Here is a 21,777-nt window from a genome sequence, read left to right on the forward strand (position 1 = left end):
CTGTTAAGCCTTTGTCACATCGCAATGCAAGAGGTGAATATCCGATGTTCAGATATCGAGGCGTTGGCGTGCCCGTCGCGCGCGACGAACCTTGTGCTGCTCAAGATCTTCAAGCGTGGGGATCGTGTCATCGAGAATGTCGGCCAGAACCGCGCCGCGCTTGCCGGGAGGGCGTGCGCGGCCCGCGGTCGTGTCGCGGAATACCTGCCGCTCGATCTCGGCGTTGAGCAGGGCACCCAATAGGACCCCGTAGGCCGAGAGGTAAAGCCACATCAGGAAGACAACGATGGCGGAAAGCGATCCGTATGTGGCGTTGTAGTCGCTGATATAGGCGACGTAGAACGAGAAGCCGAAGGAGATTGCCAGCCACAGGAAGGTCGCCAGCATCGCGCCGGGCGCGAGCCAGCGCCACTTGGCCGGGCGTCGGTCGGGCCCAAAGCGCATGATGAGGGCAAAGCCGCAGGTGCCAAGGATCAGCGCGGCGAGCCATGTCAGCCAAGTGAACAAGGTTGCGGTCGAGGTGCCAAGGTAGAACGAGGCCTGGCGTTGCAGCCAGGTGAAGACGCCGCCCGCCAGGACGCCGGTCAGTGCGATGAATACTGCGGCCAAGGTCAGGCTCGCGGCCCGGAAGGAAACCGCGATGGTGCCGCGCGTCTCGTGCTCCTCGTTGACGATATTGAGCGCGCTGATCATGCCGTTCGCCGCGCGCATACCACCGAAAATGGCGAAAAACAGGGCGATGACGAGTGCAAGGCCGGTAACGCCGGAACTGGTCGAGACGATCTGGATGAGCTGGGCCTGAAGGACCTGCGCGACTTCGGGTGGAACGACATCGACGATGCTCTGCATCTGCTTGCGCACGGTGTCGGCATCGCCGACGAGACCGTAGATCATCACCGTCGCGGCGATCAGCGGGGTTAGCGCGAGGAAGCAGTAGAACGCCAGTCCTCCTGCCAAAAGCCCCAACTCATGGAAGCCCGCCATGATCCACACCCTGCGTAGAATTCGCAGCCAGGCGCGGGGCGGCATTTGCAAGGGCCAGTTGGAATCCGCACCGGGCGGGGCGTCGGGGGGGAGATAGTCCTCAGTCATGCGCTAACAAACTGAACGGGAACCATTGTGGTTGCAATGCGATAAGGGTTATCGGCAGTGTGGACACGGCCTTGGTGCGCATGGGGACAGAAACAGCGTTGTTTATGAATGGACTAAGCGATACACCTTGCCTCCGTACCCGAACCAGGGGGGGACGTGTTATCCGCTGCGGCTGCGCACTTCTGTCACTTTCGATCGGCTTGGCCTACGCCGCGCCCGTTCTGGCGCAGGAAGGGCAGGCGCCGAACGATGCGGCCACTCAGGAACGTGCCGAGGCGCCGTCCTCGCTGAAGGCGGGGGCCATGGATGTGCCCGCTCTGCCGGACGCGTCTGGTCTGCCCGAGGTCGAACCCGTCATCGATGACGAGGAATTCAATTCCCGCGTGCCCGATCTGAGCGCGAGCAAGGATCCTGAACTCGACAAGCCGCTTGAATCGATCGCTGATTTCGAGCGTCGCATGGCCGGAGAAGCCGAGAGTGAGGGAGCGTTTGCGTCAGAGGTTCCCGGGCAGACCGTGCAGTCGCTTCCAGAGGATGCGCAGACTGTCAGCCAGATCGAAGGCGCGCCCATTCGCGATTCCGAGCTCAGCGAGCCCTTGCCTCCGCTTGACCAGTTTGAGGTGACCCCGGTCGAATTTGCCGAGGAAGGAAGTGACGAGGAGCAGGGCGAAGTGCGCTACCGCGTCGAGCTCGATGGGCTTGAAAGCGCGGACGCTGAAAGCCCCACGGCGATCAAGAGCATGTTCAACTCGCTCTCCGTCCTTGAGAAGGGCGATGGCAAGGCGAATAATACGGCCATGGTCTCAGCGCGCCTCGAGGAGGATGCGCAGCTTCTCCAGACCCTGCTCGAGGCTGAGGGCTGGTATACCCCGCGCATCCGTACGCGACTTGCCCCTGCGCGTGACAGCGACGAGGGCGATCTCACCGCGCGCATTTCGGTGGTCCCAGGGCAGCGCTTCACATTCTCGGATATCGTGATCAAGGCCGATCCGACCGAGCCGCAAGGTCTGATCGCGGACAACATGCCGCTCAAGCTCGGAGAGCCGATTGTTGCGCAACGCGTGCAGGGCGCTGAAGCGCGCGTGGCGGTCGCCCTGCCGCAGAACGGTTATCCTTTTGCGAAGGTTGGCCAGCGTGACATTCTGCTCGATCGCGATACGGGAGATGGCGTTTACACGCTGCCCGTCACGATCGGTCCGCGCGGACGCTTCGGGGGTATTACGACCGATGGCGACACGGCCTTCGATGCCGAGCACGTGGGTGTGCTGGCGCGTTTCGAAGAGGGCGATCTCTACGACAGCCGCATGGTAGATGACCTGCGCAAGGCACTCATTGGTACGAGCCTGTTCTCGACCGTCGCGGTTGAACCCGAGCAGACCGGAGAGGTGCTGGAGGACGGCACCGAAGCGGTGCGCCTCCACGTCAAGCAGGAGAAGGGGCCTGCGCGCACGATCGCCGGTTCGCTCGGGTATGCGGCCGGTGAAGGCATCACCGCGCAGGCGGCCTGGACCCATCGCAACATGTTTCCGCCCGAAGGCGCTGTCAGCTTCAACGCAATCCTCGGCACGCAGCAGATGGGGCTTGGCAGTACCTTCCGCCGCTCCAATGCGGGGCAACGCGACCGCACGCTCGAACTCACAGCCGAGGGCTTTTATAACGATTACGACGCCTACGATGCCTACACCGGACGTCTGGCCGCGCGCATCAGTCGCGATTCCACGCCCTTGTGGCAGAAGCGGCTGACCTATGGCGCCGGTGTCGAGCTGATCGGTACGGCCGAGACCGACTATCGCCCGGAAACGGGCGATCGCAGCCGCCGCACCTACTATATCGCGGGCGTCAACGGGCAGCTGGGATGGGACACTTCCGACAGCCTCCTCGATCCGACCAAAGGCTTCCGACTGACGACCCTGATCCAGCCCGAGGCGACCCTCAACAAGGGGTTCAATCCCTACCTTCGCGCGCGCATCGATGGCTCGGCCTACTACCCGGTGACGGACAGCCTGGTGATCGCCGGGCGCGTGCGGTTCGGCACGATCCAGGGGGTCGGTCTGTTCGATCTCGCGCCCTCGCGGCGCCTCTATGCCGGCGGCGGCGGTTCGGTGCGCGGTTTCAGCTATCAGGGACTTGGCGAACAGGCCCCTGATGACCGTCCGGTCGGTGGCCGCAGCCTCAATGAGGGCTCCATCGAGGCGCGCTACCGCTTCGGCAACTACGGCGTCGTTGCCTTTGTCGATGCGGGCCAGGCCTATCGCGAGACCATGCCCCAGTTCAACGATATCCGTTACGGCGTGGGTATCGGCGGTCGCTTCTACACCAATTTCGGGCCGATGCGTTTTGATGTGGCGACGCCCATCAACCGCCGTCCAGGAGAATCTTCCATCAACGTCTATGTCTCCATCGGGCAGGCCTTCTGATGGCCCAGGACGAACTTCCCGACACCGGCGAAACCGACATCGTGGACACCTCCCCGACGAAGCCGAGCCTTTGGCATCGCACGCGCCTACGCCTCGTGAAGACGGTCGTGGCCGCAGTTCTGGGCATCGTGGCGCTTGTCGCGGCCGTGATCTTCGGCATCGACACGGGGCCCGGGCATCGCTTCGTGGCCGAGCAGATCGCCGGCCTTACCTTCGAGAACGGCATGCGGCTTCGCGTGGGCCGCATCGAGGGCTCCCTCTACGGCGAGATGACCCTGCATGACCTCTCGGTGCGCGATACGAAGGGCGAATTCCTCTTCTCGCCCGAGATCCATGTCGACTGGCGGCCCTTTGCCTATCTCCAGAGCCACGTCGATGTGCGCAGCGCGACGGCGCAGCAGATGGTTCTGCGCCGCGTGCCGGTGTTCAAGGAAACCCCGCCGAGCGAAGGGCCGCTGCTCCCCGATCTCGATATCGACATCGGTGAGCTGCGGATCGACCGTTTCATTGCCGAGGCGCCGGTATCGGGCGAACGGCGGATCATGGCGCTTTCGGGTAAGACGCATATTTCCGATGGCCGGGCCATCGTCGATGCCAAGGGCGCGACGATCCCGATAGAGGGTAAGGAGGGGGGCGATAGTTTCCTCGTGAAACTTGACGCTCAGCCTGCGAAGAACCGCCTTGGTATTGATCTGGATTTGAAAGCACCCACGCAGGGCGTCATTGCCGCGCTTGCCGGTTTCACGCAGCCCATGGACCTGGCGTTGACCGGCAAGGGTGACTGGGTGAGCTGGGATGGGGCGCTTGAGGGCACCTATGGCGGCGCACCTCTTGCGGATCTCGCCCTTCGCGCGCGCAAAGGCACTTTTCAGGTCCGTGGCAACACGCAGGTCGCACGTCTCTTCGAAGGTCCGACGGCGGCACTGCTGGGGCCGATCACCCGGTTCGATGTGACCGCGGCGCTGGCCGAGGGCAGCATGGCGCTCCAGGGGCAGGTCAGCAGTGATGCTTTCCGTCTCGTGCCTGCGGGCCGGATTGACCTGTCCGACAATACCTTCGAGGATTTCACGCTGGACTTCACCTTGCTCAGCCCTTCGGTGCTGGCCGAGAACCTGCACGGTTCGGGGGTCGATGCCCATCTCGCGCTGAATGGCGCCTTTGCGACGCCCTCGGTGGACTATGAAATCACCGCCGCGCGCCTGGTCATGAACGACATGGGCCTGCAGGGCTTCGCCGCCCGCGGCGCGGCGACGGTCGATGCCGAGCGGATACTCATTCCTGTCTCGGCGCGCGTCGCCCGCATCACGGGGCTCGACGCGGTCGCCGGCGGGACCCTTGAGCAGGTGCGCCTTGATGGCGATGTCGCGATCAAGGGAACGCGCATCCTCTCGGACAACATGCGCCTGCGTTCTGACCGCATTGATGCCGGGCTGCTTCTGGCGGCCGATATGGGCGAGGGCTTCTATACCGGCGCGCTCGATGGACGGATCGACAATTACGAGCTTTCCAGCGTTGGCATCTTCACGATCAATGCCGACATGGAGCTGAAGGGGGAGGGCGCGAATTATGGCCTCGACGGTACGGTCAAGGCGCGTTCGACCAAGCTTCTGAACGAGAACGTCGCGACCTACCTTGGCGGCGATTTCGCGGTGTCCTCGCGCGTGCGCTACGGCGCCGATGGTGTGGCGCGCTTTTCCAATGTCAATCTGACCGCGCCCTATCTCAAAGTGCGTGGCGGATCGGGCCTGTGGTCGCCTGATGGTCGTATTGCGTTCAACGCGGATGGCACGTCCGAGCAGTACGGCGCAATTGCGGTACGGGTAAAGGGCACCATGACCGATCCGGACGCGCGCCTCACGGCCGAACGGCCGGGGCTGGGCATCGGTCTTGCCAATGTCGATGCGCGCGTGACCGGGGCGAAGGGCGGCTATCGTCTCGATATGGCGAGCGATACCGATTATGGACCGCTTAGGGCCGACGTCACACTGGAAATGGCCAAGGCCATGGCGGTCCAGATCAATTCCGCCACGCTTTCAGGAATCGATTTCGCCGGGCGCCTTGTCCAGACCGCCAGTGGACCTTTTGCCGGTCAGCTGAGCGCCTCAGGCAACGGGGTCGGCGGCAAGGTCGACCTTGCGGCGGACGGCGAATATCAGGCAGCGAAGTTCAACCTGCGCGCCAAGGATACGGTGTTCCAAGGGCCTGCAAACCTCACCATCGGATCGGCTATCATTGATGGGCGTGCGGTGCTCTACGATCAGCCGCTCCTTGTCGCCGATGCGCAGGTGTCGGGCGTCAGCATGGGCGATTACAACCTGGCCGCAGGCCGCGTGCTGATCGATTACCGCGACGGTGCCGGCAAGGCGAAGGGGTTGATCGAGGGCGTGAGCGGCATTCCCTTCCGGCTTGGCTTCAACGCCGAGATGCAGCCCGAATTGTGGCGTGTGGCCCTGCGCGGTCGTATGCGTGGGCAAACCGTCAAGACGATCAACCCGGCCCGCATTGCGATCAAGGAGGATGGCTACGAGCTTCTTCCCAGCGCCGTCTCGATTGGTGGAGGCACGTTGCGCCTCTCAGGTGATTATGGCGCGGGCATGTCTCTCAAGGCGCGGCTCGAAGGGCTTGATGTCGCCATGGCCAATGCCTTCATGCCCGGCCTCGGTCTTGGGGGCACGGTCAATGGCAGCGTCGATTTTGAGCAGGAGAATGCCGCAGCCTTCCCGCAGGCCGACGCACGCCTGACGCTTGCGAACTTCACGCGAACCAGCTCGAGCACTGTCAGCGAGCCGGTCAACATGAATCTGGTCGGCAAGCTGCTTGCCGACGGCGCGGAAGTGCGTTCGGTCGTACGTCGCCGGGGCAGCGTGATTGGCCGTATGGCCGCCAATCTGCGCCCGCTTCCGGCGAGCGAAGGTCCGTGGATGACGCGGCTTGTCGATGCGCCCCTGAGCGGTGGAATCCGCTATAACGGGCCTGCTGCGACGCTGTTTTCCTTTGCAGGCCAGCCTGGTCAGTCGCTGACGGGCTCGGTGGGTCTGGCTGCGGACTTTTCCTGCAAGCTCATGGCCCCCTGTCTGAAAGGCGTGGTGAAGGGCCGGGGGCTCACCTATGAGAACCAGGCCTACGGTACACGCCTTTCGGAGATGGATCTGGAAGGTGCCTTTACGGGGGACCGCTTTGCTCTGCGCTCGCTGAGTGGCAAGGCTGGAGATGGCACGATCCAGGCAAGCGGCTTTATCAGCCTGTCGGCGGAAGGCGGCTATCCGATGGATATCCAGGTCGAACTCGACGACGCGCGCCTGGCCAAGAGCAGTTCGCTGTCCGCCAGCGCCAGCGGTTCGCTGCGCTTCCAGAAGAAGCCGAGCGAAACGCCGCTCCTGTCGGGTGAAATCCGGCTTCCCGAAACGCGCTATCAGATCGTGATGGACAGCGTTTCCGAAGTGCCCAAGTTGACCGGCGTGCGCTTTAAGCCGCGTCGTGGTCCGGTTCGCGTGACGGGCGACGAGGAAGCGGAAAGCATGGCGGGCGCCTTCGGCAACATTCGTCTCGACCTTCATCTGGTCGCGCCCGAGAAGCTCTATGTTTCCGGCATGGGCCTGGAATCGGAGTGGTCGGCCGACTTCACCATCAATGGCACCAGCAGCGAGCCGACAATGGCTGGCCAAGTCGAGCTTGTCCGCGGTACCCTAGGCTTCGCGGGACGCTCCTTCGATCTTAGTGAAGGTCTCGTCACCTTCAATGGCGGCCGGACTATCGACCCCACGGTTGCCATTACTGCGACCGAATCGATCGAGGATGTCCAGGTGAGCGTGATTGTCTCGGGCCAGGCTTACGATCCGCAGTTCGACTTCAATTCCTCGCCCAGTCTGCCCGATGATGAAATCGTCTCGCGCATTCTGTTCGGCAGTTCCGTGGCGAACCTGTCGGCCATCCAGGCCGTGCAACTGGCCTCCTCGCTTAACTCGCTGCGGGCTTCAGGGGGCGGTCTGAACCCGCTCGGATCGCTGCGCTCGGCGACCGGCGTAGACCGGCTTCGGATCTTGGGTGCGGATGAGGACAGCGGGCGCGGAACGGCGCTTGCCGCTGGTCAGTACCTGACCGATGACATTTACGTCGAACTCATTACCGATGCTCGTGGGTTCACCGCCACGCAGCTGGAGGTCAGCGTGACCAACTGGCTTTCGGTACTGAGCCAGGCGGGTGGTTCGGGCGTCAACAGCGTCAATGTGCGCATCCGGAAGGATTACTGATGCCGCGATGTGCTTTTGTCTGGCGCACCTTGGCACTGGCGGCAGGGGCGGGCTTGCTCGGCGCCTGCCAGCAGGAGCCCGCGTTCGAGGAACGGTACGAGTACGCCACGAAGCGCATTGAAGCGAGCAGCAAGGCCATTGATTCGCAGCTGGCCGGTTCGGCACCTACGGTCGCCCCTGAGCATAGCAAGGGCCTTGCCACGGCGCCAATCAGGTAGGCCTGAGGCAACATCGTGTTTAACATGCCCTTGCTATCGATTGCAGAACAAGGTCGCGCATCACGAAAGGTTTGGGAATGTACGCCGGAAATCCCGGAGATCGGCTGTCCGGTCGCCACGAGGTGCTGCTGCGCGCGCGCTGCCGCAAGTCACCCTGGGAGGTCTTTGATGTCGAGATCGGCAATTTGGGAGCCGGCGGCTGCTCTATCCTGCAGAGCAGGGAGAGCTTTGCACAAGGTGAGGAGCTCACTTTGCGGTTTGCCCACCTCAAGCCGTGCAAGGCGCGGGTATGCTGGGTGCGCCAAGACGTTGTCGGCATCGAATTCGTGAAGGCACTTACGCCGACCACGATAACCGAACTCAATGGCCACTACGGACTGTCCATGGCGATGCCATAGGGTCCAGCGCAGTTGTCTATGTCAGGGAAAGGGGGTGGTGGACGCACTTGGGCTCGAACCAAGGACCCGCTGATTAAGAGTCAGCTGCTCTACCAACTGAGCTATGCGTCCCCATGAGAGGGCCATCCTTCGAAGGATGGTTGGTAAAGGTGTGGTGGACGCACTTGGGCTCGAACCAAGGACCCGCTGATTAAGAGTCAGCTGCTCTACCAACTGAGCTATGCGTCCCCACGAAGGGGCCACCCCGAAGAGTGGCTGGTAATAAGGCTTGGTGGACGCACTTGGGCTCGAACCAAGGACCCGCTGATTAAGAGTCAGCTGCTCTACCAACTGAGCTATGCGTCCACTTTTAGCCTTCTGCCGTGAGCCGGTCGGAAGCCGCTTGGCTTCGCCGATTCGGCGGCGGAGTGGCTCCTATACAGGCTCATTCGAGGAAGGGAAGAGAAAACTCAAAATTTTTTCAACTGAGCGACGAAGGCCCACGGTTCCAGCGGTTTACGGCGAGCAGAACGCCCAGGCAGATCATGTTGGTGAGCATCGAGGTCCCGCCATGGCTCATCCACGGGAGCGGGATGCCAACGACGGGTGCCATCCCCATCACCATCATCAGATTGATGGCTACATAAAAGAAGATCGTCGTGCTCATTCCGGCTGCGAGCAGGCTGGAGAAGCGGTCCGGAGCCTTGGCTGCCACGCGAAGCCCCCAGCCCAGGATGATAGCGAAGACCGCAATCACGAAGAGCCCCCCCACCATCCCCCATTCCTCGGCCATGGTTGCGAAGACGAAGTCGGTATGGGCCTCGGGGAGATATTGCAGATGACTCTGCGAACCGTTGCCGAATCCCTTGCCTAACACGCCGCCCGATCCGATCGCAATCTTGGACTGGATGATGTGGTATCCATCGCCTTGCGGATCTGCCTCGGGGTCGAACAGCGTCAGGACGCGCTTCCTCTGGTAGTCATGGAGCACGAAGAAGAAGGCGGCGGGGACGATAGCGATCAGCGGAACCGTTGCGCCGATGAACCAGCTGATAGGGAGCCCTGCGAGAAACATGATGACGACGCCGCCAAAGCAGATCGCGAGCGCCGTACCCAGATCGGGCTGGATCAGCACGAAAAGAGCTGGAATGCCGATCAGGATGCAGGCCGGGACGAGGCCGCGCCAGCTGCGGGTTAGGGGCGCGGGTAGGGTCTCGTAGAACTTGGCCAGGACGAGGACGATACCCGGCTTCATCAGCTCGGACGGCTGCAGCGTCATGAAGCCGAGGTCTAGCCAGCGCTGGCTGCCGCTACCGACGCCGATGCCAACAGCCCCGACCAATTCCACCAGCACAAGCAGCATCATTATCAGGGCGTAGGTCGGGTAGGCCATGATCCGGAAGAAATTGCGGCTAAACATCGAGATGACGAAGGCCATCACCAGGAACAGGCCGAAACGCAGGACATGGCTTTGCGCATAGGGGTGCAGGCTGCCCCCTGCCGCCGAATAGAGTACGGCGCCGCCCAGGCCCACGAGCGCGAAGAGCGGTATGAGCACGATCCATGGCTGGCGTGCAAAGACCGCAGGCAGGTTCATCAGGTTCATTGCGTGGACTGCCCGGTACTGGTCGCGCTGCCAGACGCGGCGTCAGTCGTATCCGGCGACGCGTTCGCGCTAGACGAAGCAACCGGTTCGGGGCGGGGGCTCTGGGCTTCGCTCATGATGGGCTGGGGCTGGTTCTGCGTGTTTTCAGCGTCGCGCACGGCCTCAGCTTCCTGTTCGGTCGAGACCTTGGGAGCCGAAACGCCGTACTGTTGGACATAGGAGGCGTAGCGCGAATCGGCGCGCTCCTGTGCCGTGCCGCCCCACTGGCTCTCATATTCGGTGAGGCGCTCCATCGCGGCCTCCTTGTCCCACAAGTAGGTCATCACGTCGCGCGCGATGGGGTAGGCGGCTCCGGAACCGCCGCCGTGCTCGATGGCTACGGCGCAGGCGTAGCGGGGCTTGTCCCAGGGCGCGAAGCAAATGAAGTGGCCATGGTCGCGGTACTTGAACGGACCCGTCTTGCCGTTCGAAACGCTGAGACTGACGACCTGGGCGGTGCCCGTCTTGCCGGCCAGAAGCACGTCCTTCATCGGCAGGGCGGCGCGGTGCGCGGTACCCGGTCCGTTGACCACGTCCGACATGGCCTTGTGGACGTAGTCGAGGTGGTCCTGTGGGATCCCCAGCGATTCGGCGTGCTGGGGCTTTCCAGTATGGATCAGACGCGGCTGCAGGTTGAGGCCGCTCGCAATGCGCGAGGCCATGACCGCTTGCTGAAGCGGGTTCACGAGGAAGTAGCCTTGGCCGATGGTGGCGTTCACCGAATCGAAGGTCTGCCACTCGCGCTCGTACTTGCGCAGCTTCCAGGCCGGGTCCGGCACCGTCCCGTAGGACTGGCCGACGACGGGCAGGTCAAACTCCTGGCCCAAGCCCAGCTTGCGTGCCATCGCGGCAATAACGTCCATGCCCATGCGCTGTACCATCGCGTAGAAATAGACGTCGCAACTCTGGTAGATGCCCTTGGCCATGTCGACCTGGCCGTGGCCACGCCGGTTCCAGCAGTGGAACACGCGGTTGCCCACGCGCAGACCACCGCCGCAATATACGGTTTCGTTCGGGTCCAGGCCTGCTTCGCGGAAGGCCAGGCTGACCATCGGCTTGACGGTGGAGCCCGGCGGGTAGAGTCCGCGAAGGGCTTTGTTGCGCAACGGCACATGGTCATCGTCCGACAGCATCTTCCATTCCAGACGGCCGATGCCGTCGGAAAAGCTGTTAGGATCAAAGCTGGGCATCGAGGCCATCGTCAGGATGTCGCCGTTGCGGCAGTCCATGACAACGACCGAGCCGGACTCGGTGCCGATGCGCCGCGCGGCATAGGACTGCAGGCCCGCATCGATGGTCAGCTTGACAGTGTCACCGGGAATGTCGTCGCGGGTCTCGAGGTCGCGGATGATGCGTCCGCGCGCGGTGACTTCGGTGCGCCGGGCGCCCGGTTTTCCGCGCAATTCCTTCTCAAATACCTTCTCCAGGCCGTCCTTGCCGACCTTGTAGCCCGGCGTCAGGAGTAGCGGATCTCGGTCCTTCTCGTACTCCTCGGCCGAGGCTGCGCCGACATAACCGATAAGGTGGCCCACGTTCACGCCGTCGGGGTAATAGCGCGAGTAACCACGTTGGGTAACTACGCCGGGCAGCTCGGGCAGTCGTACGCTGACAGCCGAGAAGCGGTCGAGGTCGAGGCCGCTTGCGACCTGCACCGGGGCAAAGCCACGGGCGTCCTCGAGCTTGTCCTGTAGATCCTGGCGCGCGACCGGCGTGAGGTCGAGCAGATCTCCCAGCATCGTGACGGTCTCCGCCTTGTCGTGCATGCGCTCGGGGATCACGTCGACGCGAAAATCGGCGCGGTTGGAGGCGAGCGGAGTGCCGTGGCGGTCGAGGATCCAGCCCCGACGCGGCGCGATCAGCGACAGGTTGACGCGGTTGCTCTCGGCTTCGAGCTGGTACTTCTCGTTCTCGAATATGGCGAGGTAGCCCAAGCGTGCGGCCAGAAGGCAGGCCACCCCGCCCTGAACCGAGCCGAGCACGATGGTGCGCCGGTCGAAACTGTTGCGCAGGATGCCGTTGGAAATGTGGGGCTTGGGCTTGGCGCGGCGAAAACGGAATTTCATCGGGAGATCCGCACCGCTGTCAGGCGCAGGCGGTCAAGAGCGGCAACCAGGCGTCCGATGAGGGGGTAGGCGAAGATCGAGATCACGAGTTGAGGCACCACGACATGAATGGGGGCATTGGCGGCGACCAAATTAGAGAGGAGATAGCTGCCCAGAATGTAAAGGGTGATGAGACTGGTGGCTACCAGCCATTCAGTGGCGAAATTGCGCCAGGGGAAGCGCTCTTCCAGATTGTCGATAGCGATGGCCGCGAGCGACCACAGAAGAACGGCGGAACCGAAGGGTTGGCCCGAAAACAGGTCGTCGACAAGGCCGAGCGGCAGGCCCGCCCACAGTGGCAGGAGCCCTGGGCGCAGCTGGCGCCACGCGAGGAAGGTCAGGAACCCGAATGGGGGGAACATCGGAGCCGAGGCGATCACGAACCAGGTCGGCACGATCGTGGCTAGCACCACCGATAGCCAGGGCACGACCTGGGCCAGGATCGGGGAGGGGGCCCGGTTGATCTTTGGACGCGGCCCATCGTCGCGGCGCGTCGTGGGGCCTTCGAGCACTAGGGCTTCTCCGCAGGGGCTTCAACCGGCGGTGCCTCGGGGGCCCAGGCCCTTTCGACGAGCACATAGTCGGCATCGGTCGGGTTGCTGATCACGCGGGCAATGGCGCCGTCGCGCAGGATTTCGGTGAGGACGGCCATCGGCGTGCCTGGGCGGTAGAGCCCGCCAGCGCCCGAGGAGACGATGACATCGCCCTTCTTGAGCGGGTTGATGCCCAGATTCACCAAGCGCACCCGCAAGGTGCCATCGCCCTGGCCTTGCGCAAAGCCTGCCACGCCATCCTTGGTGCGGCGGATCGGAACAAGGCTTTCGGTGTCGGTGATGAGAAGGACGCGGGCGCTGGTCTGTCCCACTTCGAGCACGCGGCCAATGAGTCCGCGCGCGGAGCGAACCGGCATGCCCTTTTCCAGGCCCTTGTTGCGCCCGACACCGAGCGTCGCGAAGCGGCGCGTGCTCGACGGGGTTGAAGCGGTCAGGGTGGCAACCGCAACCACGTCCTTGCGCGTGCGGGTGAGCTTGAGCATGTCCTTGAGGCGCGCGTTCTCGGCCTCAATGGCTTCGGCCTCGACCAAGCGCGACTTCGCGATCGCGAGCTCTTTTTCGAGCTTCGCGTGGCGGCTTCCCATCTTGAAGAAGCCGGTAACGCTGTTCAGCACGTTGTCACCGAAGCTGCGCCCCTTTGCGGTCGCTTCGGCGGCCGGGTCGGTCGCATCGGCGGCAATCGCGCGCAAGCTCTGGAAACTGCTAGGATTAACGGCCGAGATCACGATCAGGACAAGCCCGATGACCACGCCCACCACGCCTGCGGTATGGCTGAGAAACGAAGAAAATTGCGCTCTGCGGGAATATCCGGAGCGCTTGCTTGCCGGCGGCGCCATGCGCCCTGCACTCCAAGTCGAGCCGGGCCTCTCCCGGGGGAGAGGCTCCGGGTATTGCATTAATCAACGGGCGAGGGGCGCTCTGTACACCCTTCGCCCCGGCGGTGGATCAGGCGGACATCAGCACGCCCTGGTACACAGAATCTTCCATCGCGCGGCCGGTGCCGAGCGCGACGCAGGACAGCGGGTCCTCGGCAACGCTGACGGGAAGGCCGGTTTCCTCGCGCAGGTAATCGTCGAGGCCACGAATGAGCGCCCCGCCGCCGGTCAGGACGATGCCCTGGTCGACGATGTCGGCCGCTAGTTCGGGCGCGGTGTTCTCAAGCGCGATGCGCACACCTTCGATGATCGCCCCGATGGGTTCGGCCAGCGCTTCGGCGACATTGGCCTGCGTGATCGAGATTTCCTTGGGTACACCGTTGACGAGGTCGCGGCCCTTGATGTGGATCGTCTCACCCGCGCCATCCTCGGGCATGACGGCGATGCCGTAGTCCTTTTTGATGCGTTCCGCCGTGGCGTCGCCGATCAGAAGATTGTGGTGACGGCGTACGTAGGAGACAATCGCCTCGTCCATCTTGTCGCCGCCCACGCGCACGGAGGTGGTGTAGGCAAGGCCGCGCAGCGAGAGTACGGCGACCTCTGTGGTGCCTCCGCCGATGTCGACGACCATCGAACCGACCGGTTCGGTTACAGGCATGTCGGCCCCGATTGCGGCGGCCATGGGCTCCAGGATCAGGAAGACTTCACGCGCGCCAGCGTTGCTGGCGGCATCGCGGATGGCGCGGCGCTCAACCGAGGTCGAACCCGAGGGCACGCAGATCACGATCTTGGGGTAGCGGAAGAGATTGGACTTGCCATGCACCTTACGGATGAAGTGCTTGATCATCTCTTCGGCGATTTCGATGTCGGCGATGACGCCGTCGCGAAGCGGGCGGATGGCCTCGATGTTGTCGGGCGTCTTGCCCATCATCAGCTTGGCGTCGTCGCCGACCGCCTTGACCTTCTTCACGCCGTTCATGGTCTCGATCGCCACGACCGAGGGCTCGTTCAGAACGATGCCGCGGTCCTGCACGTAAACGAGCGTGTTCGCGGTACCCAGGTCGATCGCCATGTCCTGAGAGCCGAGTTTGAAGAATCGCGAGAAGGGGCCAGCCATCTATTATCCGTATGATTTCCAGTCGCGGGGCGTTGCCAGAAGCGTGCCTGCGAAAGTCTGTTTTGCAAGAGAAAGGCTCCCTTAAACCATCGATTCGCGAAAGGCCAAAAATTTGTGTCAATTTTCGGTGGGTTTCCTCCGGGATCCGTCTCGAAATCCCGGCGCTTCGTCGTTAGTTTCAAGGCCTGGGGGTGCCCTTGTGCGCAAGTCTTCTGATTATGCGCGTGCAGTCACCGTAAATTCTCCGGAAATTCAGGAATTCCATGCCCACGATTCGCCGTTTGCCCGAACATCTCGTCAACCGCATTGCCGCCGGTGAGGTTGTCGAGCGCCCGGCCTCGGCGCTCAAGGAGCTGGTCGAGAATGCTGTGGACGCAGGTGCCACGCAGGTCACCGTGCGCATCGCCTCGGGCGGGCTCGACATGATTGAGGTCACCGACGATGGCTGCGGCATGCATCCCGACGAAATGGCGCTGGCGCTGGAGCGCCACGCGACCTCCAAGCTTCCCGACGAACACATCGAGATGGTCTCCACACTGGGCTTCCGCGGCGAGGCGCTACCTTCCATCGGCTCGGTCGCGCGCCTCACCATCGAGAGCCGCCCGCGCGGTGCGGACGAGGGTTGGAAGCGGGTGACCGATCATGGCGTGGTGACCGAGGATGGTCCTGCGGCGCTCCCGCCCGGAACCCGTATTCGGGTGGAGGACCTGTTCGGCAAGGTGCCTGCCCGCCGCAAGTTCCTGCGCACGCCGCGCTCCGAATACGCCGCCTGCCAGGACGTGGTGCGCCGCCTCGCGATGGCGCGGCCCGACATCGGTTTCGTCCTCGAACACGACGGGCGCCGGGTTATCGCGGTTCAGCCCGACGAAGAGCTTGCCTCGCGCGTGGCTCGCCTCGCGGCGCGCGAGCTCGCCGAGGACGGCGTCCTCATTGACTCCGAGCGGGGTAACGCCCACCTGACGGGCGTTGCAGGGCTGCCGACCTACAACCGCGGTGTTGCCGATCACCAGTACCTTTTCGTCAACGGCCGCCCCGTAAAGGATCGTCTGCTGACAGGCGCCGTGCGCGGCGCGTACGCCGACATGCTGGCCCGCGATCGTCATGCTGTACTGGCCCTTTTCCTCTCGATCCCGCCCGAGGAAGTGGACGTCAATGTTCATCCGGCCAAGACCGAAGTTCGGTTTCGGGACCCGGCCTTTATCCGCGGTTTCCTTGTCGGCGCATTGCGCCACGCCCTTGAAGCGGCGGGCCAGAAGAGCGCGCAGCCGCCCTCGGCGAACGCTATGGGTAGCTGGCAGGTCGAGCCGGCAGCACCAGGCCGCAGTGCCGAGCCCGCGCCCTCGATTGGTTCGCTCTTTGCGCGCGAATACGCTCCCCAGCGCCCCTCCTTCCCGAGTGGCGGCGGGGCAGGGCGGGTGGCTGAGGGTGCCGCTGCCTGGCGCGCTTACGAGGCTGACGTTATGGCGCAGCCCTCGGGCCGGGCCGAAGCCCTATCGCAAGAGCCCGATGCGGCTGAGGAAGAGGCGCTGCGCTACCCGCTGGGCGTTGCGCGTGGGCAGATATCGAACACCTACATCGTGGCCGAAGCGGAAGACGGGCTTGTCATCGTCGATCAGCACGCTGCGCACGAACGTCTCGTCCTCGAACGGCTCAAGGCCGCCGGCGCGGAAGAGGCGATGAACCGTAGCCAGGCGCTGCTTCTTCCCGAAGTCGTCGAACTGGAAGAAGTCGCGTGCGACGCACTGGAGGAAAAGCTGGACGACCTGGCGCGTTTCGGCCTCGTGCTCGAACGCTTCGGTCCCGGGGCTATGCTGGTGCGGGCGATCCCCTCTGTCCTGCGCAAGTCGAGCGCGGAGGCGCTGGTGCGCGATGTGGCCGACGATCTGGCCAAGAACGGCGATGCCTTGCTACTGGGTGAGCGGCTCGATCTCGTGCTCGCGACGATGGCCTGCCATGGATCGGTTCGCGCTGGACGCACGCTCTCGGTGGCCGAGATGAATGCGCTGCTGCGTGAAATGGAGCACACGCCGCGCTCGGGCCAATGCAACCATGGACGCCCTACGTGGGTTAAGCTGGCTCACGCAGATATCGAGAAACTGTTCGGGCGAAAGTGATGCACGCAAGATGGATGGGGCTGGCGCTGGTTGCGGTGCTGGCCGGGTGCGGTTCCGAAGCGACCGTTGCCGAGAAGAGGGCTGATTCGGCCAAGGATATCGCGATGGTCAAGGAGATGAGCAAGGCCCCGTTCGAGCCAATCATCCCTCAGCCCATAGCTGGCGTGGACATGGAGCGCTATGGCCTGTCGCATCGCGGCTGCCGCTTTACGGCCAAGGGCGACAAGGACCCGATTTTTGTTGCGGGGCCGGACGAGGGCTTCATGATCGTGCCGCCTGATCTTGACCGCTATGCCGCGCGTACGACGAGTGCGGAGCTGCCGGGAGGCGCGCATTCGACGTACACAGGTCTTGAAAATTGGCTGGATATCATCCGCTTGCCCGACCATGAGACGGGCGGGGATGCCGTCAATTGGCCCGCACGCATCATGCTTCATGATGCGCAGGAGCGGGTAGCCTTCATGGCCGACGGCATGATAGACTGCACGCCGCCGGAATCGGACTAGTTTCGAGTTACAGGGCGGTGGTCTTTGCCAGCATCCAGATCGCCATGCCGACCATGAACAGGTTCTCGGTGAGCGAGACGAAGCCCAGTGGCACGTTCGCCGAGCCGCCCACGCAGGCACACTTTAGCTTGCGCTTCTGGATGTAGACCGCATAGAAGACCGAGGCTGCACCCACGCTACCGATGCCGAGCGCCACGGGGATCGAGATGACGGGCAGGACATGCGCTGTCATCAGCGCGCCTGCCGTCCATTCCAGGAAGGGGTAGGCATAGGCGTAGGGCACGTAGCGCCGGGCCAGAAGGTCGTAGCCCAGGAACATCGTCGAGAACTGCTCAACGTCCTGAAGCTTGAGCATGGCGAGCAGCATCATCGCGATCGAGACGAACCACTCGGCCGTCAGGACGGTCATCGCGGTGCCAAGGATTGCCCAGCTGCTCGCAATTGCGAGTGCCGCGGCGGTCAGGAAGACAGCCAGGACGGGCGTGTAGCTTTTTCGGTCCGCGTCCGGCACGTCCATATCCAGGAATTCACGCAGGTCCGTATATCCGCCGATGCGCTGCCCGGCGATGAAGATCTGCGGCGTCGTCTTGACATCGTGCTTTTGCTGGAAGGCGTCCGTCTGCTCACGGGTCTGAAGCCAATGGTCCTCGACGTTGTAGCCCTTACGTTCCAGGAGGTGCTTGGCCTTAAGGCCGAAGGGGCAGATGTGCTTGTCCATCACCATGCGGTAGAGGACGGCGTTTTGGTTGGGATGGGGCATGACGGTTCAACTCAAGGCTTGGCGGGCCGCTTGGAATTTGCGGCCCGGATCGGGAATGATGCGGTAGCGCGCGATAATGAGGCTGAAGAGCCCGAACAGCAGGAGACCGGTGGCTACTGCTGTGTGGACCGCGCCCATTTCGCGCAGGTCGAGGATGGCCCCGCCTACCGAGCGCGCCTCGGAGCTGTTTTCGGACCAAGCCGAGCGCAGCAGCGACCATCCGATGAGAAGATAGACCACCGCGCGGGCGGCATAACCGGCACGGCCGAGCCAGCAAGTCCAAGTGGGCGCGCGGGAGGAAACCCACTTCATGAAGCCGAGCGTAATCGCTTCGCGCGCCTGGAAGAGGGCCCCGGTCACCAGCGCGACACCTGCGATGGCAAGGGCAAGAGCTCCCAGCTCGAAACCAAGTGCGGTCGAGGCCATGTCGTGCGTGCGGTCGCCTGCGCTTTGCTTGCTGCCGATGGCGAACTGGAGCGCTGACCAGGCAAGGCCGAGGTGGATCACGCCGCTGCAAAGGTGTCCGGTGCGCGTGGCGATGCCCTTGGCGTCGGTTCCGCGGTTTTCGATGTCGAGAACGGCCGAGGAGAACCGGAACAGGGCATAGCCCAGAAGTCCGGCAGAGGCCGCGAAGAGAATAGGGACACCGCCCGGGATATCCTGGATGTAGCCAAGGACACCGGACTGGCCGGACCTTACCGTCTGCGTCGAGGAGCTCGACAGGGCAAGATAGCCCAGCAGCGCATAGACTACGCCGCGCGCCACGAAGCCCAGGCGGGCGAGCCAGACGATCTTTTCGGACCGGTCGATCATGGGGAGCGTGTTCCTCGCAACTCGTTAAGGGGGTTACAAGGGCAACGCATGGGCCTGCGTTTAGTGCCGAACCTGCCCCGCCCCCTCATGACGAGGGGGGCGGGATGCGAGTTGGAGTGGGGTCTGGATCAGACGTTGAACTTGAAGTGCATGACGTCGCCGTCGTGGACAACGTACTCCTTGCCTTCCTGGCGCAGCTTGCCCTGTTCCTTGGCCGCGGCTTCCCCGCCGAGTGCGACGAAATCGTCGAAAGCTATGGTCTCGGCGCGGATGAAGCCGCGCTGCATGTCGGAGTGGATTTCGCCTGCGGCCTCTGGAGCCTTAGCGCCCTTGTGGACGGTCCAGGCGCGCGCTTCCTTGGGGCCGACCGTGAAGAAGGTCAGCAGTTCAAGAAGCTCATAGCCAGCGCGGATGATGCGCGCCAGGCCCGCTTCGGCAAGGCCCATTTCCTCAAGGAAGATGCCGCGATCTTCCTTGTCCATGCCGACAAGTTCGGCCTCGATGGCGGCCGAGACGATGACCGCGGTCGCGCCTTCGGCAGCGGCCTTCTCGAAAACACGCTGCGAGAATTCGTTGCCCTTGGCGGCGGCCTCTTCCTCAACGTTGCAGACGTAAAGGACGGGCTTCGCGGTCAGGAGCTGGGCCTGACGGAAGACGCGGGCTTCTTCTTCATCCCTGGGTTCGGTGAGGCGGGCTGGTTTGCCTTCGCGCAGGAGGTCAAGCGCTTGGCCCAGGACCGAGGCGGCGATCTTGGCTTCCTTGTCACCGCTCGCGCCGCGCTTCTGGGCCGCGGGCACTCGCTTTTCGAGGCTTTCAAGGTCGGAGAGCAGGAGCTCGGTTTCGACCGTGTCGGCATCCGCAATCGGGTCGACCTTATTGTCGACGTGCTGGATGTCGTCGTTCTCGAAGCAGCGCAGCACGTGGATAATTGCATCGACTTCACGGATATTGCCCAGGAACTGGTTGCCGAGGCCTTCGCCCTTCGAGGCGCCGCGCACCAGCCCAGCGATGTCCACGAACGAAAGCTGGGTCGGAATGATCTTGGCCGATCCCGCGATTTCGGCCAGTTTGTCGAGGCGCGGATCGGGAACGCCGACCTGCCCCACGTTGGGCTCGATCGTGCAGAAGGGATAGTTGGCAGCCTGGGCAGCCTGCGTCTCGGTGAGCGCATTGAACAAGGTTGACTTGCCGACATTGGGCAGGCCCACGATTCCGCAACGGAAACCCATTATCTACTCCGGTATGAAAATTTGGCTGCCCATAGCGCCGCAGCGCCCTCTTGGCCAGTTTTTGCAGTGCATTTCGCGTCAGGAAATGCACAACAGGTGATCATGGACGTGCGCATAACGGAAAGTTCAGGGCTTCTCGCTAGGCAGCATGCCATGAGCCGATCCCTTGCCCGCTTCGCGTTGCCCTTCGTGGTCCTTTCGCTACTCGTCGCGTGTGGCGACAGCCCCGAGACCCTCCTTGGAAAGGCGCAGGATAGCCTGGCACGGGAGGATTTCGATCAGGCACGTGTCGAAGTCGCGTCGGCCTTGCAGGAGGATCCGGGCAATTCGGCCATGCTCGAAGTTCTGGCGCGCGCTTACCTGGGCCTCGGTGATCCCGATGGTGCGGAAGGTGCGCTTCGTCGCCTGGAACAGGTCGGAGGAGGAGCTGGTCTCTCTGTCCTGAAGGCGGAGATCGCACTGCTGCGTGGACGGCCTGCCGAGGCACTCGAGCGTCTGGGTGCCGCGCAGGGCGAAGATGCCGCCCGCGTACGCGCCGAGGCCAACCTGGCGCTTGACCGACGCGAGGCCGCTATTGCCGCGTTTGAAGCCGGAATGGAGCAGGGCAGCGGCATCCGCCTTGCCGAGGCCTATGCGCGTTTTCGTTTGCAGGAAGGCCAGTTCGACGCGGCTGAGGTGATTCGCCACCGGATGGCCGCGCGCGATGCGGGGGCTTACGAAACGCTCGTGCTGGCCGGGGATCTCGCGGCTGCGCGAGGCCAGACCGAGGCCGCCATTACCGCGTTCCGCAAGGTGGTGGATGCCTATCCCGACCGCGCGCCACCGCGTGTGGCGCTGGCCAACCAGTACGACATCGCGGGTGATGTCGGCGCGGCCATGAAGGTGATCGAGAGCGCGCGCAAGCACCTGGGTGCGACGCCCGAGATCGAGGCGATGCGGATACAGCTTCTCTCCGAGAAGGGCGAGTGGGAGACGATCCGGACTACCTTGCAGGCGCGCGAGGCGCAGCTCGAGCCGGGCTCACCGCTCAGCCTGAGTTATGGGGAGGCGCTGCTGCGCCTTGGCCATGCCGAACAGGCACGCGTGATATTCCAGAGAGCCTCGCTGGCACTTCCGGGCAATCCCTATTCGAAGCTCATGCTGGGGATCGCGCAGATCGAGACCGGCAATCCCGGTGATGCCTGGGAAACCTTGCGACCGCTTGCGATGAGCCCGCTGGCTGGGCCTCAAGCCATCAATGCCGCACGCCAGGCGGCCGACGCGGTGGGGGCGCCCGAAGCCGCAGCGCTGGCGGCGCGGCTCGAACCGGCACGGCTCAAGGCCGCGCAGGCGCGTATCGAGGACGGCGCACGGGCCATGGCCCGGCAGGAGTGGGCAAGGGCAGTCGCGATCTACCAGCCCATGCTTTCAGGTACAGGAGATGCCGAGGTACTGCGCCGCCTTGCCCTGGCCCACATGCACCTGGGTCAGGTCGAGAGCGCCGTTGGCTATGCTGACCGGGCAATGGCGCAGGCTCCCGACAACCCCGATTGCATCTATGTGGCCGGGCTTGTGCGCCTGGAAGGTGGAACGCAACTCGAAAAGGCGCGGGAACTGCTGCGGTCAGCTGCGAAAGCCGATCCCGGAAACACGGCCGTTTCCCGTTCGCTAGCGAAGGCAAAGGCCGCCGAAAGCTGAACCTTCGACGGCCTTTCGGGGCTGCGTTCAT

The 21,777-nt window shown here is 63.6% G+C and carries 16 protein-coding genes and 3 tRNA genes; 7 read left to right on the forward strand and 12 right to left on the reverse strand.

Features of this window, described 5'->3' with window-relative positions; all coding sequences use genetic code 11:
* Positions 1–48: 48 nt before the first annotated feature.
* The gene (locus FMM79_RS05750) at positions 49–984 is read right to left on the reverse strand and encodes a YihY/virulence factor BrkB family protein (protein WP_148626795.1); all 936 of its coding nucleotides are present in this window, start codon (positions 982–984) and stop codon (positions 49–51) included.
* Between the two features lie 212 nt (positions 985–1,196).
* Between FMM79_RS05750 and FMM79_RS05755 the strand changes: the two genes are divergently transcribed.
* The 4 genes from FMM79_RS05755 to FMM79_RS05770 all read left to right on the forward strand — a co-directional run bounded on the left by FMM79_RS05755 (position 1,197) and on the right by FMM79_RS05770 (position 8,375).
* The gene (locus tag FMM79_RS05755) at positions 1,197–3,509 is read left to right on the forward strand and encodes an autotransporter assembly complex family protein (RefSeq protein ID WP_148626571.1); all 2,313 of its coding nucleotides are present in this window, start codon (positions 1,197–1,199) and stop codon (positions 3,507–3,509) included.
* Positions 3,509–7,759 carry a translocation/assembly module TamB domain-containing protein gene (locus FMM79_RS05760; protein WP_148626572.1) on the forward strand — a complete coding sequence of 1,417 codons (4,251 nt, stop codon included), beginning with the start codon at positions 3,509–3,511 and terminating at the stop codon, positions 7,757–7,759. Before FMM79_RS05755 ends, FMM79_RS05760 begins: the two co-directional genes overlap by 1 nt.
* Positions 7,759–7,977, forward strand: coding sequence for a hypothetical protein (locus FMM79_RS05765; RefSeq protein ID WP_148626573.1), 219 nt, complete (start codon positions 7,759–7,761; stop codon positions 7,975–7,977). The genes FMM79_RS05760 and FMM79_RS05765 overlap by 1 nt, the downstream gene beginning before the upstream one ends.
* Positions 7,978–8,054: 77 nt before the next feature.
* Complete coding sequence (locus FMM79_RS05770; protein ID WP_148626574.1) at positions 8,055–8,375, forward strand: PilZ domain-containing protein; 321 nt, start codon at positions 8,055–8,057, stop codon at positions 8,373–8,375.
* 35 nt (positions 8,376–8,410) lie between these two features.
* Here the strand turns inward: FMM79_RS05770 and FMM79_RS05775 are convergent.
* The 8 genes from FMM79_RS05775 to FMM79_RS05810 all read right to left on the reverse strand — a co-directional run bounded on the left by FMM79_RS05775 (position 8,411) and on the right by FMM79_RS05810 (position 14,647).
* Positions 8,411–8,486 (reverse strand) — tRNA-Lys (locus tag FMM79_RS05775).
* Between the two features lie 41 nt (positions 8,487–8,527).
* Positions 8,528–8,603: transfer RNA gene (locus FMM79_RS05780), tRNA-Lys, on the reverse strand.
* A 41-nt stretch (positions 8,604–8,644) separates the two neighbouring features.
* A tRNA-Lys gene (locus FMM79_RS05785) sits at positions 8,645–8,720 on the reverse strand.
* Positions 8,721–8,835: 115 nt separating this feature from the next.
* On the reverse strand, positions 8,836–9,951 hold the full coding sequence (gene rodA / locus FMM79_RS05790) for a rod shape-determining protein RodA (protein WP_148626796.1): 1,116 nt from the start codon (positions 9,949–9,951) through the stop codon (positions 8,836–8,838).
* Between the two features lie 5 nt (positions 9,952–9,956).
* Complete coding sequence (gene mrdA, locus FMM79_RS05795) at positions 9,957–12,062, reverse strand: penicillin-binding protein 2 (RefSeq protein WP_148626575.1); 2,106 nt, start codon at positions 12,060–12,062, stop codon at positions 9,957–9,959.
* Positions 12,059–12,613, reverse strand: a complete 555-nt coding sequence (gene mreD / locus FMM79_RS05800) for a rod shape-determining protein MreD (RefSeq protein ID WP_240339009.1) — start codon at positions 12,611–12,613, stop codon at positions 12,059–12,061. The genes mrdA and mreD overlap by 4 nt, the downstream gene beginning before the upstream one ends.
* Complete coding sequence (gene mreC / locus FMM79_RS05805) at positions 12,613–13,404, reverse strand: rod shape-determining protein MreC (protein WP_226635567.1); 792 nt, start codon at positions 13,402–13,404, stop codon at positions 12,613–12,615. Before mreC ends, mreD begins: the two co-directional genes overlap by 1 nt.
* 196 nt (positions 13,405–13,600) lie before the next feature.
* Positions 13,601–14,647 (reverse strand): rod shape-determining protein, encoded by a 1,047-nt coding sequence (locus tag FMM79_RS05810; protein ID WP_039393837.1) that lies wholly within the window; start codon positions 14,645–14,647, stop codon positions 13,601–13,603.
* 263 nt (positions 14,648–14,910) lie between these two features.
* On the opposite strand from FMM79_RS05810, the gene mutL reads away from it, so the two are divergent.
* Positions 14,911–16,761 carry a DNA mismatch repair endonuclease MutL gene (gene mutL, locus FMM79_RS05815; protein WP_148626577.1) on the forward strand — a complete coding sequence of 617 codons (1,851 nt, stop codon included), beginning with the start codon at positions 14,911–14,913 and terminating at the stop codon, positions 16,759–16,761.
* Positions 16,761–17,267, forward strand: a complete 507-nt coding sequence (locus FMM79_RS05820) for a hypothetical protein (RefSeq protein WP_240339010.1) — start codon at positions 16,761–16,763, stop codon at positions 17,265–17,267. Before mutL ends, FMM79_RS05820 begins: the two co-directional genes overlap by 1 nt.
* A gap of 7 nt (positions 17,268–17,274) precedes the next feature.
* On the opposite strand, the gene FMM79_RS05825 is transcribed toward FMM79_RS05820, so the two are convergent.
* The 3 genes from FMM79_RS05825 to ychF form a co-directional block, all read right to left on the reverse strand.
* Positions 17,275–18,027 (reverse strand): MauE/DoxX family redox-associated membrane protein, encoded by a 753-nt coding sequence (locus FMM79_RS05825; protein ID WP_148626578.1) that lies wholly within the window; start codon positions 18,025–18,027, stop codon positions 17,275–17,277.
* Between the two features lie 6 nt (positions 18,028–18,033).
* Positions 18,034–18,840: a DUF1206 domain-containing protein gene (locus tag FMM79_RS05830; RefSeq protein WP_148626579.1), complete on the reverse strand. Its 807-nt coding sequence runs from the start codon at positions 18,838–18,840 to the stop codon at positions 18,034–18,036.
* A gap of 128 nt (positions 18,841–18,968) precedes the next feature.
* A complete protein-coding gene (gene ychF, locus FMM79_RS05835; RefSeq protein WP_148626580.1) occupies positions 18,969–20,069 on the reverse strand; it encodes a redox-regulated ATPase YchF in 1,101 nt (366 codons plus the stop codon).
* A gap of 153 nt (positions 20,070–20,222) precedes the next feature.
* Here ychF and FMM79_RS05840 point away from each other — a divergent pair, with 153 nt between their 5' ends.
* Positions 20,223–21,746 carry a tetratricopeptide repeat protein gene (locus tag FMM79_RS05840; protein WP_148626581.1) on the forward strand — a complete coding sequence of 508 codons (1,524 nt, stop codon included), beginning with the start codon at positions 20,223–20,225 and terminating at the stop codon, positions 21,744–21,746.
* Positions 21,747–21,777: the final 31 nt, after the last annotated feature.

This window comes from Novosphingobium sp. BW1 (genome assembly GCF_008107685.1).
Classification (GTDB): domain Bacteria; phylum Pseudomonadota; class Alphaproteobacteria; order Sphingomonadales; family Sphingomonadaceae; genus Novosphingobium.